Annotated in this window: 15 protein-coding genes; 6 read left to right on the top strand and 9 right to left on the bottom strand. The window is 63.8% G+C overall.

Annotated features, from left to right (window positions below; genetic code table 11):
- The first annotated feature begins 541 nt into the window (after positions 1-541).
- Positions 542-1039 (top strand): methyltransferase family protein, encoded by a 498-nt coding sequence (locus LB524_RS19095; protein ID WP_224529294.1) that lies wholly within the window; start codon positions 542-544, stop codon positions 1037-1039.
- 1 nt (position 1040) lies between these two features.
- On the opposite strand, the gene LB524_RS19100 is transcribed toward LB524_RS19095, so the two are convergent.
- Both LB524_RS19100 and trxB read right to left on the bottom strand, forming a co-directional pair.
- Complete coding sequence (locus tag LB524_RS19100; RefSeq protein WP_023770205.1) at positions 1041-1937, bottom strand: LysR family transcriptional regulator; 897 nt, start codon at positions 1935-1937, stop codon at positions 1041-1043.
- Positions 1938-2026: 89 nt separating this feature from the next.
- Positions 2027-3001: a thioredoxin-disulfide reductase gene (gene trxB, locus LB524_RS19105; RefSeq protein ID WP_127873462.1), complete on the bottom strand. Its 975-nt coding sequence runs from the start codon at positions 2999-3001 to the stop codon at positions 2027-2029.
- 263 nt (positions 3002-3264) lie between these two features.
- Here trxB and LB524_RS19110 point away from each other — a divergent pair, with 263 nt between their 5' ends.
- On the top strand, positions 3265-3744 hold the full coding sequence (locus LB524_RS19110) for an Lrp/AsnC family transcriptional regulator (RefSeq protein WP_023770207.1): 480 nt from the start codon (positions 3265-3267) through the stop codon (positions 3742-3744).
- 241 nt (positions 3745-3985) lie between these two features.
- A complete protein-coding gene (locus tag LB524_RS19115; protein ID WP_224529296.1) occupies positions 3986-4780 on the top strand; it encodes a glycosyltransferase family 2 protein in 795 nt (264 codons plus the stop codon).
- A 3-nt stretch (positions 4781-4783) separates the two neighbouring features.
- Here LB524_RS19115 and gmhB read toward each other — a convergent pair whose 3' ends face one another.
- The 6 genes from gmhB to LB524_RS19145 all read right to left on the bottom strand — a co-directional run bounded on the left by gmhB (position 4784) and on the right by LB524_RS19145 (position 8943).
- A complete protein-coding gene (gmhB, locus tag LB524_RS19120) occupies positions 4784-5422 on the bottom strand; it encodes a D-glycero-beta-D-manno-heptose 1,7-bisphosphate 7-phosphatase (RefSeq protein ID WP_224529298.1) in 639 nt (212 codons plus the stop codon).
- Positions 5415-5987 (bottom strand): SIS domain-containing protein, encoded by a 573-nt coding sequence (locus tag LB524_RS19125; protein ID WP_140617741.1) that lies wholly within the window; start codon positions 5985-5987, stop codon positions 5415-5417. Before LB524_RS19125 ends, gmhB begins: the two co-directional genes overlap by 8 nt.
- An 8-nt stretch (positions 5988-5995) precedes the next feature.
- Positions 5996-7489, bottom strand: coding sequence for a D-glycero-beta-D-manno-heptose-7-phosphate kinase (gene rfaE1 / locus LB524_RS19130; RefSeq protein ID WP_224529300.1), 1494 nt, complete (start codon positions 7487-7489; stop codon positions 5996-5998).
- A 136-nt stretch (positions 7490-7625) separates the two neighbouring features.
- Complete coding sequence (locus LB524_RS19135; RefSeq protein ID WP_140617740.1) at positions 7626-8258, bottom strand: LysE family translocator; 633 nt, start codon at positions 8256-8258, stop codon at positions 7626-7628.
- A gap of 42 nt (positions 8259-8300) precedes the next feature.
- Complete coding sequence (locus LB524_RS19140; RefSeq protein ID WP_224529302.1) at positions 8301-8714, bottom strand: hypothetical protein; 414 nt, start codon at positions 8712-8714, stop codon at positions 8301-8303.
- Positions 8707-8943, bottom strand: coding sequence for a type II toxin-antitoxin system Phd/YefM family antitoxin (locus LB524_RS19145; protein ID WP_224529304.1), 237 nt, complete (start codon positions 8941-8943; stop codon positions 8707-8709). Before LB524_RS19145 ends, LB524_RS19140 begins: the two co-directional genes overlap by 8 nt.
- A 143-nt stretch (positions 8944-9086) precedes the next feature.
- Here LB524_RS19145 and rfaD point away from each other — a divergent pair, with 143 nt between their 5' ends.
- The 3 genes from rfaD to waaC are packed head-to-tail and all read left to right on the top strand — an operon-like array spanning position 9087 to position 11994.
- The gene (gene rfaD, locus LB524_RS19150) at positions 9087-10037 is read left to right on the top strand and encodes an ADP-glyceromanno-heptose 6-epimerase (protein WP_224529306.1); all 951 of its coding nucleotides are present in this window, start codon (positions 9087-9089) and stop codon (positions 10035-10037) included.
- On the top strand, positions 10010-11017 hold the full coding sequence (waaF, locus tag LB524_RS19155) for a lipopolysaccharide heptosyltransferase II (RefSeq protein ID WP_224529309.1): 1008 nt from the start codon (positions 10010-10012) through the stop codon (positions 11015-11017). Before rfaD ends, waaF begins: the two co-directional genes overlap by 28 nt.
- On the top strand, positions 11014-11994 hold the full coding sequence (gene waaC / locus LB524_RS19160; protein WP_224529311.1) for a lipopolysaccharide heptosyltransferase I: 981 nt from the start codon (positions 11014-11016) through the stop codon (positions 11992-11994). Before waaF ends, waaC begins: the two co-directional genes overlap by 4 nt.
- A gap of 118 nt (positions 11995-12112) precedes the next feature.
- On the opposite strand, the gene greA is transcribed toward waaC, so the two are convergent.
- Positions 12113-12586 (bottom strand): transcription elongation factor GreA, encoded by a 474-nt coding sequence (gene greA / locus LB524_RS19165; RefSeq protein ID WP_015316152.1) that lies wholly within the window; start codon positions 12584-12586, stop codon positions 12113-12115.
- Positions 12587-12687 lie beyond the last annotated feature (101 nt).

Below are 12687 nucleotides of genomic sequence, written 5' to 3' on the forward strand. Positions count from 1 at the left end.
GGGCCGTACGAGTGATGCCCCCATCTCCCGTCCGAACCACACCGCGTCCTATCATCCACTTAGCAGATGGAGGGTGTCCTTGTCATGTTACCAGAGGTTACATGACACTGTTACGCGGCAATTCTGGTGAATTTTTCAGCCATCCCAGTGGCATGCAGGCAACAAAAAAGCCGGATCAACGAAGATCCGGCTGAGTTTGATTGGAAGTGCCTGTTAAGGCTAACCTCCAGAGGGGAACACTCGAGGACGCTAATGGGAGGAGAACGCGTCCAGGAGATGATCTCTATATGTGCTCTTCATGCCCAAGAAACAAGCATCTATTTTGCAACACACACATGCAAAAAGGCACAGGCTGTGGTCCAACCCATTCCAGAAGCCAATAGGACCAGCAGAATCGTGAAAATGAGGCGCGATTTCGGGTCATTGTCGTCTCGAAAACGCCGATCCCGACCGATTTTGCTCCCGAATGCCGAAAAACACTGATGATGTGGAATGAGGCAGCGGCGGTTCATTTCCAAGGCAGTCAAGCGAGGATCGACCATTGCGCAGGTTTTCGGCGATCGCCGGCAGCGGCATTTTCCTGATTGCGGCTCCCGGCGTTGTCGCCGGGCTGGTTCCCTGGCTGCTTAGCGATCGCTGGGGCCTGCCATGGTCGCCCCTGCCCTCGTTTGCGCTCACCGGCGGCATGCTCGTCATTGCCGCGGCCGCGGTGCTGCTGCATGCCTTCGCCCGCTTCGCGCTGGAGGGGCTGGGCACGCCCGCCCCCGTCGCACCGACCGAAAGGCTGGTGATCGGCGGCATCTACCGCCATGTCCGCAATCCCATGTATGTCGCCGTGCTGTCGATCATTCTGGGTCAGGCGCTGCTGTTCTCGAGCTGGTCGATTGCTGCCTACGCGGCAATCGCGGCGGCTGCCATGGTCATCTTCGTCAAGCTCTACGAGGAGCCGACGCTCGCCGGCCGCTATGGCGCCGAATACGAGGCCTACCGCCGCAACGTACCGGGCTGGCTGCCGCGGATTACGCCTTGGAAAGGATAAGCTAGAACGACCAGCTTCTGGCCTTGGCGATGATGAAGTCGCGAAACACGTGCAGCTTGGCCTGGTTTTTCATCGCGTCGGGGTAGGCGAAATAGGTGTCGAAGGACGGCACCTCGGTCTCCGGCAGCAGCTGCACCAGGCCCGAATCCTTGCTGATCACATAGTCCGGCAGCATGGCGATGCCGGCGCCGCCCTGCACGGCGCGCTTGATCGACAGGATGTCGTTGATCTGCAGCGACGGCACGCGCTGGCCGCTCTCGAAATCGCCGACCGTCTCCAGCCAGTTCAACTCCGACAGATGCGACGGCACGGGCAGGCCGAAGGTGACGATGCGATGGGTTCTCAGCTCCGCGACCGAGCTCGGCTTGCCGTGCTTGGCGACATAGGAGGGGGCTGCGTAAAGGTGGAAATGCACGGTGAACAGGCGGCGCTGGATCAGGTCCGGCTGTTGCGGCTGGCGCAGCCGGATGGCGCAATCCGCCTGGCGCATGGTGAGGTCGAGTTCCTCGTTGGCGAGGATTAGCTGCAGGCTGATTTCGGGATAGAGTTCGATGAACTCCTGCACCCGCTCGGTCAGCCAGCCGGCGCCGAGGCCAACGGTCGTCGTTACCCTGAGCACGCCGGACGGCCGGTCCTTGGTCTCGGTCAGCCGCGACTTGATGGTCTCGAGCTTCATCAGCACGTCATGCGCCGTGCGGAACAGCATCTCGCCCTGTTCGGTCAGCACCAGGCCGCGCGCATGGCGGTTGAACAGCGGCACGCCGACATCATGTTCGAGCGCGCTGACCTGCCTCGAGATCGCCGATTGCGACAGATGCAGCGTCTCGGCCGCATGCGTGAACGATCCCGCTTCCGCCGCAGCGTGAAACACGCGTAGCTTGTCCCAGTCCAACGCCATGATTTCCCCTCGTTCCGGTTGGCGTCTGAATGAAAAATCAGGCTTTTACACGGCGTTTCTAAGCCGTTTTATACAGTCTGCGGCGGCCCCTATTCCGCTGCTTCGCGATGCACCTCGATGCCGGCCAGATACTTTTCCGCTTCGAGCGCGGCCATGCAGCCCAGCCCCGCCGCTGTCACGGCCTGCCGATAGATATCGTCGGTCACGTCGCCGGCGGCGAACACGCCGGGCACGTCGGTGCGCGTCGAATCAGGCGCTGTCCACAGATAGCCGTTCGGCTTCTGCTTCAGCTTGCCCGCGAACAGCTCGACCGCGGGCGCATGGCCGATGGCCACGAAGACACCGTCGATCTTGAGGTGGCTCTCGGCTCCGGTCACGGCATGCCTGAGCTTCAGCCCTTCGACCGAAGGCGGCAGCGGTGCCTTGCCGGGGCGGCCGGTGATCTCGTCGACGATCGTGTCCCAGATGACGCGGACATTGTCCTTTTTCAACAACCGTTCGCGCAGGATGCGTTCGGCACGGAAATCCGAGCGCCTGTGGATGACGGTAACGCTCTTGGCGAGGTTGGACAGATAGAGCGCCTCCTCCACCGCCGAATTGCCGCCGCCGACCACCGCGACATCCTTGCCGCGATAGAAGAAGCCGTCGCAGGTGGCGCAGGCGGAAACGCCGAAGCCCATGAAGTCCTGCTCGGTCGGAATGCCCAGCCACTTGGCTTGCGCGCCGGTGGCGATGATCAGCGCATCGGCCGTGTAGGTCGTGCCGGAATCGCCCTTGGCGCGGAACGGCCGCACGTTGAGGTCAACCTCGGTGATGATGTCGTTGATGATGTCGGTGCCGACATGCTCGGCCTGCTTGAGCATCTGCTCCATCAGCCACGGTCCCTGGATCGGATCGGCGAAGCCGGGGTAGTTCTCGACATCCGTGGTGATCATCAATTGGCCGCCCTGCTGCAGACCGGCGACCAGCATCGGCTTCAGCATGGCCCGCGCGGCATAGACCGCCGCCGTATAGCCGGCCGGACCGGAACCGATGATGAGAACGGGCGCGTGCTTGGTGGTCATTTGGAGCCTCTGCGGGGGCGGACAGCGAGTGTGCCTTGGAAAAAGACGTGGAATATCGCTCTTAATGTAAGGGCTGCAAACCACGCCAGCAAGACGAACGGACCGTCGTCCCCGGAAAGCTTCGGCCCCTATGGATATTCGCGCGATGGCCGCTTTCGTTACCTGTCCACAATCGCGTCGACGAGGGCTGGCTTCGACGCAAAAGTCGTTTAATTACAAAATAGCGAAAGATTCTTGCGCCACACTGATCATCGAGAACCCTGATGCCCCTCAAGGCCGATCTTGACGCCATCGACTGGAAGATCCTGCGCGAGCTTCAGTCGGACGGGCGCATGACCAATGTCGAGCTCTCGAACCGCGTCGGCATTTCGGCACCGCCCTGCCTGCGCCGGGTCAAGCGGCTGGAAGAAGCCGGCATCATTCGCGGCTACCGCGCGCTGCTCAACGCGCCGGCGCTGGGCCTCGATGTCGTTGCCTTCTGCCTGGTCGGGCTGCATCACCAGGCCGATGCCGAACTGCGCATCTTCGCCGAGCGTACGCGCGGCTGGCCGATCGTGCGCGATGCCTGGATGGTATCGGGCGAATCCGACTTTCTGCTGCATTGCGTGGCGAGCGACCTCGGCGCCTTCCAGACCTTCGTCATCGAGGAACTGACCTCGACGCCGAACGTCGACACGGTGCGCACCGCGCTCACCATCCGCCGCGTCAAGGATGAGGGCCTGGTGTCGTTCGAGCGCTCCTGAGCCAGGCGAACGCCTGCGCGATGGGCAAATTCCCGACATTCGCCATACCGGTGCCGCGTTGGTATTCGAAAGACGCTGATGTACAAGGCTGGACGGCTCTGCCGGATTCGCCGCTCGACTGACGCTTCATTGGTTTCCCGAGCATTCCAGCATGTGTAACGGTTTTCCGCCCGGAATTGCTTGAGAACAGATGGCACCAGCAGCGTATATTCCGGGAAGAATCCGCCATGGGAAGGGGACCATGACCCGTTTTGCAAGCCCGGTCTCGGCGCTGATCATCTGCGTGAACGAGGCCGATATGATCGGCCCGTGCCTGGAAAGCATCGATTTCTGTGCCGAGATCATCATCGTCGATTCCGGCTCGACGGACGGCACCGTCGAATGCGTTGAAAGTTATATCGCCAGGGGCTATCCGATAACGCTGCTGCACAATGACTGGCCGGGCTTCCCCCGCCAGCGGCAATTCGCGCTCGATCACGCCAACCAGCCTTGGTGTCTTTCGATCGACCCGGACGAGCGCGTCGACGACCGGTTGAGGCGGTCGATCGTGGCCATCACCGAGGCGGCCGGCGGCAAGGCCAGCGGATGGTACATGCGCCGCCGCGACTGGCTGAAGGGCTACGGTTATGCCCATCGCTGGGTGCTGCACAACAGGCTGCTCAGGCTTTTCCGCAGGGAAGGCGCCAGCATGGATCTAACGGCACGGGTGCATGAATCCGTTCACGTGCCGGGCGAGACCGACACGATCGAAGAGGGTCTCTTGCTGCATCGCCGTGAAATATCGGTCGAGGAGGATCTTGCCCGGGCCAACACCTATTCCAGCCTCAAGGCGGTGACGCTGGTCGAGAGAGGCAAGAAGCCCGGCCTGGTGCGGCTGGTGCTGTCGCCGTTCGGCAACTTCCTCAAATTCTACCTGGCCAAGCGCTACTTCCTGTGCGGCCGGCACGGCTTCGTCTACTCGATGTCGGTGATGATCTATTCCTTCGCCACCGAAGCCAAGCTCTACGAAGCCTCGCAGCAAAACGACCAGGCTTAGGCCCTACGATCCGAGCGCGTCGATAGCGGCGAGCAGGCCGCCGAGATCGTGGTCGTCATGCAAGCGCCTGATGGCGAAGCCAGGCTGAAGCGCCGCCTCACCGTCGACCAGCCAGCCCTGTGCCAGCCCTGCGCGTTGGGCCGCCTGCATGTCGGCCAGCTTGTCGCCGACCATCAGGGAGCGCTGGAGGTCAAGATCAAGGCGCCTGCCCGCCTCGATCAGCATGCCCGGATTGGGCTTGCGCATCGGATGGTCCGTTATGGCGAGCGGCCCGACGCCCGCCTCGTGATAGGCGCAGGCCAGCACCATGTCGACGAACGCGCCCTGCCTGTCCAGCAAATGGAGCACGCGGTCGTTTACCGCGGCAAAGACGCCCCAGTCGAAATAGCCGCGCGCGATGCCGGACTGATTGGTGACCACGACCACCGGAATGCCGATCCGGTTGGCGGCGGCGATCGCCGGCAGCATCTGCGGCCTGAGTTCTATCTCGGCCGGATCGCTGGGATAGTCGGTGTCGAGATTGATGGTGCCGTCACGGTCCAGGAACAGCGCCGGCGAGCGCGCGGGGAAAACCCGCCCGCCGATCCGCTGGACCCACAGGCCCGGCTCGGCCAGCGGAAACGGCGCTGTATCGTCAGCCATTCGACAGGCGCGCTTCGACCACCTCGCACAGATAGTGATAGAGGCACAGATGGCCCTGCTGGATGATCGGCGTCGAGGTCGAGGGGACGTTGAGCAGGATGTCGGTGAGCGGCTTGAGCTTGCCGCCGGTATCGCCGGTCAGGCTGACCACCGTCATGTCCATCATGCGCGCCTGTTCGGCCGCGGCGAGAATGCTCGGCGAATTGCCGCTGGTCGAGATCGCCAAAAGCACGCCGCCCGCGGCGCCATGCGCTTCGACCTGGCGCGAAAACACCGTGTCGAAGCCGTAATCATTGCCCCAGGCGGTCAGCATCCCGGCGTTGGCCGGCAGTGCGATCACATTGTAGGCCTTGCGCTCCTTCAGGAAGCGGCCGACCAGTTCGGTGGCGATATGGATGGCGTCGCTGGCCGAGCCGCCATTGCCGCAGACCAGCAGGGCCTTTCCCTGGGAAAGCGCCGCCACGACAGCATTCACCGCACGGTCCATCTCGCCGGTCAGATCTCGCTCGACCGTGGCAGTGATGGCGGCCGCCGAGCGGACCAGATAGTCGTTCAATTCGGACATGAATTCCCTCAGTTGGTGGCGCCGCCGGCGCGCAGTTTGCCGATGGTGCCAGTGGTGCTCTTGCCGGCGACGAGATCGACCAGCACGACGCGCCCGCCCGCCTTTTGCACCACATCGGCGCCGACCACGGTGTCGATCGTGTAGTCCGCGCCCTTGACCAGTATGTCGGGCAGAAGCGCCTCGATCAGAGCCAGCGGCGTATCCTCATCGAAGACAATGACGGCATCGACCGAAGCGAGCGCGGCAAGCACGCAGGCGCGGTCATGCTGGTCGTTGACCGGGCGGCCCGGCCCTTTCAGCCGCCGCACCGAGGCATCGCTGTTGAGCCCGAGCACCAGCCGGTCGCACTGGCTGCGCGCTGCGTGCAGCAGGCTGACATGGCCGGCATGCAGGATATCGAAGCAGCCATTGGTGAAGCCGACGCTCAGGCCCTCCGCCTTCCATCCCGCCACCATGCGCGCGGCAGAAGTCGCGTCCAGGATAGCGTCCTTGTGCGCGGTCGGTCCGTGCGAGCGGAACAGCGCGCCGGTGAGTTCCTCGACGCTCAGCCGGGCGGTGCCGCGTTTTCCGACCACGACGCCGCCGGCGGCGTTGGCGATGGAGGCAGCGGCGACAGGATCGGCACCGGCGGCAAGCGCCAGCGCGAAGGTCGCGATCACCGTATCGCCGGCGCCCGAGACATCGAACACCTCGCGCGCCTGAGTGGCGATGTGGCTCGCCTCGTCGGGACCGACCACGCTCATGCCCTTCTCGCTGCGCGTGGCGACGACGAAGTCAAAGCCGTGCGCCGCAATCAGTTCCCGTGCCGCCGCAACGATCTCGTCATCGGCGAACACCGCATGGCCGACGGCCTCGCCAAGCTCCTTGCGGTTGGGGGTGACGGCGGTCGCCCCGGCGTAGCGCGCGTAGTCGCGGCCCTTCGGGTCGACCAGCACCGGCTTGCCCGCCTCGCGGCAGATGGCGATCAATTCGGCGGCGACGCCGTCCAGCAATATGCCCTTGCCGTAGTCGGACAGGATAACGATGTCGGCCTGCTGCAATGCGTTCCGGAAACGGCGGATCAGCTCCGCCCGTTCCGCTTCGCCGAGCGGCTTGATCTCTTCCTCGTCGAAACGCAGCACCTGCTGGTTGAGCGCGCTGAAGCGGCTCTTTGACGAGGTCATGCGGCCGCGCTGCTGTGAAAGGCCCACTGTCTCGGCGCCAAGCTCGCCCAGCATCCGCACCAGACTGTCACCGGCGGGATCAGTGCCGATCACCGAGACCGGAATGGCGCGCGCGCCAAGCGAGACGATGTTGGCCACGACGTTGCCGGCGCCGCCCATGGCCGAGCTTTCGCCACGCCCATGCAGCACCGGGATCGGCGCTTCCGGCGAGATCCGCTCGATGACGCCATTGACGAAGCGGTCGAGGATGATATCGCCGACCACCAGCACGGCGACGTCGCCGAAGCGCGCAATGGCGCGGTGCAGGGGCTCGGGTGAAGGTGGATTGTGCTTGATCATGTCATCTGCCACGCGCGGGAAACGCCGATCTCGGATAAGTCGAAACACCAGATTTGCGAGGCCGGCCGGTCATGCCTGCCGATATACCGCAATTGGGCACCAGCGCAACGCCGGGGCGGAGGCAAACCCGGACAGGTCAGGCCTTCTGCAAAGCGACGTGGACGCCCAGCCCGACCAGCACCGCGCCGCCGGCCCTCTGCATCAGCCGCTGCGCACGGCTCGAACGCCGCAGCCGGCCGATCACGAGGCCGGCCAGGAACACGCACACGACATCTGCCGAGGAGAACATCAGGTTGACGATGGTGCCCAGCACCACGAATTGCATCCAGACCGGCAACCCCGCCGAGGCATCGATGAACTGCGGCAGGAACGCCATGAAGAAGATCGCGGTCTTGGGATTGAGCACCTCGACCGTGATGCTCTCGAAAAACGCCCGGCGGGCCGATTTGCGGGTGATTGCCGGCAGCGCCACGTCGCCCTCCACGCGCTTGCGAAACAGCGAGATACCCAACCAGATCAGGTACAGCGCGCCGACCAGCTTGACGGCCATGTAGAGCGGCGGCACGGCGTGGAACAGCACTGACAAGCCGGCCGCGGCGGCAAAGACATGGACATAGCCGCCGAGATGAATGCCGAGTGCCGCCGTCAGCCCCGACCAGCGCCCCCGCGCCATCGTCTGCGCGGCGGCATAAAGCATGGCGGGGCCCGGAATGTAGGCGAAGATCGCCGTGGTGGCGAAAAACGCGATCAGCAGTTCGGTCGGCGGCATTTCTTGTCCCTCATGATCCTGCCCTGCCCGATTGCAGGCCTTTCAGTCAGCCCGTGGGATGGCTTTGGATTGGCCTGCGCGAACAGTTGCCATGAAAGCCGACATGACTTTTTTGTGGAATGACGGACTGAATGCGCCGATACGCGCACCCGGTTCGAAATAAGCCGACGATTCCAGAATATCGTGGTTGTACTCGTCGACTATGATCCAAAGCGGGATAGGGTCAAGGCCGGCGCGGCGGCGTTCAATTTCAGGAACGCCAACCGCGACGCGATCACGGCCCGGCTGGGTGGAGGTGATTGCAAGGATGAAAAGGTTCGTCCCTCCGGCTTTTCCGGGAAGAACGGCGACGAAGGCGACAGGCCTCGCCTTGCGGCCTTCGGTCTCGCCGTCTCCATGTTGGCGATGCCACAGATATGGATATCGCCAGACGTCCGCGGCCACTGGTTTAATCACGGTCCAATTCCGCGGCGTACTCCTCCAGCATCTCGACATGTTGCAGCGGTGCATCCTCGGCCGCGTAGACGCGACGGCTATCGTTGCCGAAGCGCGCTTCGTAGGCCTCGATGCTCATCAGGACGTATCTCGGTTTGTTGTGGCGAGTGATGGAGACCGGCTGCTGGTTGGCAGCCGCGAGCACATCGCCGAGATTCTGTTTCAGATCAGTGGATGGATAGTGTTTCATTGGAAACTCCGTTTGCCCATAATAGACAAAATGGACAAAACAGACAAGCCTGAGCGGGCGAGCCCCGAGCGACCGCCTGCTTTGTCGACAGCCCGGCCAGCCTCCCTTATAAGGACCGGAATCGCACGCAACCAGAGGCCTTCATGATCATCGTCACGGGCGGCGCCGGCATGATCGGCTCCAACATCGTCGCCGCGCTCAATGCGGAAGGCCATGACGACATCCTGGTCGTCGACGACCTCACCGACGGCCACAAGATCGCCAACCTGGCCGATTTGACGATAGCCGACTATCTCGACAAGGATGATTTCCTGGCCGGCATGGAGGCCGGCTTGCTTGGCCGTGTCGAGGCCGTCTTCCATCAGGGGGCCTGCTCGACCACCACCGAGTGGAACGGCAAGTTCATGATGGAGGTGAATTACGCCTATTCGAAACGGCTGCTGCATGCCTGCCAGGCGCTGCGCGTGCCCTTCCTCTACGCCTCCTCCGCTTCGGTCTATGGCGGCGGCGCCGAATTTCGCGAGGAGCCGGCGCTGGAGCGGCCGCTCAACGTCTATGCGTATTCCAAGAAACTCTTCGACGATCATGTCAGGCGCACGGTCTTCGACAGCGATCATTCGCAGGTTACCGGCTTGCGCTACTTCAATGTCTATGGCCCGCGCGAGGCGCATAAGGGGGCCATGGCCTCGGTCGCCTTCCATCTGTTCAATCAGGTCGAGCGCGGCGAAAACCCGAAGCTGTTCGGCGCCTATGACGGTTTTGGTCCCGGCGAACAGAGCCGCGACTTCATCCATGTCGGCGATGTCGCCGACGTCAATTTGTGGCTGTGGAAGCGCGGCGCCAGCGGCATCTTCAACTGCGGCACCGGCCGCGCGCAGCCGTTCCGTGCGATCGCCGAAACGGTCATCGACACGTTGGGCAAGGGCGAGATCGAGTTCATCCCCTTCCCCGACCACCTCAAGGGCAGCTACCAGAGTTTTACCCAGGCTGATGTGTCCCGCTTGCGCGCGGCCGGCTATAACGGGCAATTCCGCACTGTAGAAACCGGCGTCAGAGACTATGTCGAATGGCTGAAAGCCCAACGATCCTCGTGATCGGCCCACGCTGGGTGGGCGATATGGTGATGGCGCAGTGCCTGTTCTCGGCGCTGAAGGAACTCCATCCCGATGCCGCGATCGATGTGCTGGCGCCCGCCTGGGCGGCACCTCTGGTCAAGCGCATGCCCGAAATCCGACAGCAGATCGACTTTCCGCTGAAGCCCGGCGCGCTGGAATTCAGCCATCGCCGCCGTTTCGGCCGTCTGCTGCGCGGCCGCTACGACATGGCCTATGTCCTGCCGGGCAGCTGGAAGTCGGCGCTGATCCCGTTCTTTGCCCGCATTCCGCGCCGTTTCGGCCATCTGCGCGAAATGCGCTACGGCCTCTTGACCGACATCGTGCCGCTGCCCGATGCCGTGAAACGACGCACCGCGCAGGCCTATTTCGGCCTCGCCCAGGGCGGCAACTTCCGCGCGCCCCGGCTGACCGTGGACGTAAAAAACCAGGCCGCCCTGCTCGATCGTTTCGGCCTGGCGCCGCGGACATTCGTGGCCCTCATGCCCGGGGCCGAGTTCGGCCCGGCCAAGCGCTGGCCAAGCGAGAGCTATGCCGGCCTTGCCCGCGAATTCATGGCCAAGGGCCTGGAGGTCGCCCTGTTTGGCTCGAAGAACGACCGCGACGTGACCGCGGAGATCGCAGCCCTTGCCCCCGGCGTCGTCGACCTCGCCGGCCAGACGCGGCTGGAGGACGCCATCGACCTGATCGCGGCGGCAAGGCTCGCGGTCTCCAACGACAGCGGGCTGATGCATGTCGCGGCCGCTGTCGGTACATCCATCGTGGCCGTCTATGGCTCGACCTCGCCTGAAAACACGCCGCCGCTGGCGGAGCATCGCGAACTGGTCTGGCTCGGCCTGTCCTGCTCGCCCTGCCACCGGAAAATCTGTCCGCTCGGTCATCTCAACTGTCTGAAGACATTGGAGATCGCGCAGGTCGCCGCGGCAGCGGACCGCCTGCTGGAAGTGTCGGCCGCGGCATGAAGGTACTGATCGTCAAGACTTCGTCGATGGGCGATGTCATCCACACTTTTCCGGCACTCCAGGATGCCTGCCGCGCACGGCCCGATATCGCTTTCGACTGGTGCGTGGAGGAGGCGTTTGCCGGCATCCTCGCGCTGCATCCGGCTATCGGCACCATCCACACTGTGGCGATAAGGCGCTGGCGAAAGAACCTCTTCGACGCGAACACCTGGCGCGAGGCGGCGACCTTGCGCCGAACCTTGCGCGAATGCCGCTACGACCTCGTCATCGATGCGCAAGGCCTGCTGAAGTCGGCCCTGGTGGCACGCCAGGCGCGCGCGCCGATCGCCGGCTTCGACCGGTCGAGCGTGCGCGAGCCCTCGGCGACGCTGTTCTATGATATCACCTATGCGGTGGCGCGCGACCTGCACGCCATCGAGCGGACACGGCGGCTGTTCGGGCTGGCGCTCGGCTATCGGCCGGACCTTTTGACGCTCGACTCCGGCATCGTGGCGCCGACGGGCATGATCGCCGGCATCGACGGCAGGACCGCGTTCCTGCTGCACGGCACCAGCCGCGAGGACAAGAAATGGCCGGTCGAGGACTGGATCGGAACCGCCCGCCTGCTGGTCGAGCGTGGCATGATTCCAGTCACAACCTGGTCGAATGAACGGGAGAAGGCGGTGGCCGAAGCGATCGCCAAGGCCGTGCCAGCCACGGTCGTGGTGCCAAAATCGCCGCTGGCCGACATTGCCGCCATCCTCGGCCGCTCGACCCTGGTCATCGGCGCCGATACCGGGCTGACCCATCTCGCCAGCGCCTTCGGCCTGCCGACGGTCGCCGTGTTCCTGGCGACGGAGCCGGGTTTGACCGGACCGCGCGGGCCGTATGCGTCGACGTTGCTGGCGCCTGGTGACAGGCGCGTGACGCCCTCGGAAGTGATGGCGGAAGCTGAACGACTTTTAGAGCTTAGGCGGACAACTACCGGGAAAGACTGAATTTTCGATCGAACGATTGGCAGGGTTGGCGCTGCCCCTCATCTGCCTGCGGGCAGGGGCGGCGCCAACCTCGCGCGAATAGCACCTGTCAGCGCGGAGCTGCGCCCAGCCGACGCCCTCAGATGAACTGCACCTGGACGATCTCGTAACCCCTGGCGCCGCCCGGCGCATTCACCTCGATGGCGTCGCCGACTTCCTTGCCGATGAGCGCGCGCGCGATGGGCGAGGAGATCGAGATGCGGCCGGATTTCACGTCGGCTTCCTGGTCGCCGACGATCTGGTAGGTCTTCTTCTCCTCGGTGTCCTCGTCGACCAGCACCACGGTGGCGCCGAACTTGACCTTTTCGCCGCTAAGCTTGGTCACGTCGATCACTTCGGCGCGCGCGATATAATCCTCGAGCTCGTTGATGCGGCCTTCATTGAGGCTCTGCGCCTCTTTGGCGGCATGGTATTCGGCATTTTCGGACAGGTCGCCATGCGAGCGCGCCTCGGAGATCGCCTCGATGATGCGAGGCCGCTCTTCCTGCTGGCGCCAACGCAGTTCTTCCTTCAATGACGCGAACCCCTCGCCTGTCATCGGGACCTTGTTCATAGTGCCTGACCTTTCCTGCTGCCGCCCCCGCATTTCGGGGGAAGCCTTGTCGTTGGGGTACAAAAAGAAAACGGTCCGGCAGCCTCGGGCTAACGGAACCG

This window comes from Mesorhizobium sp. ESP6-5 (assembly GCF_020164695.1).
GTDB classification, from domain to species: domain Bacteria; phylum Pseudomonadota; class Alphaproteobacteria; order Rhizobiales; family Rhizobiaceae; genus Mesorhizobium; species Mesorhizobium australicum.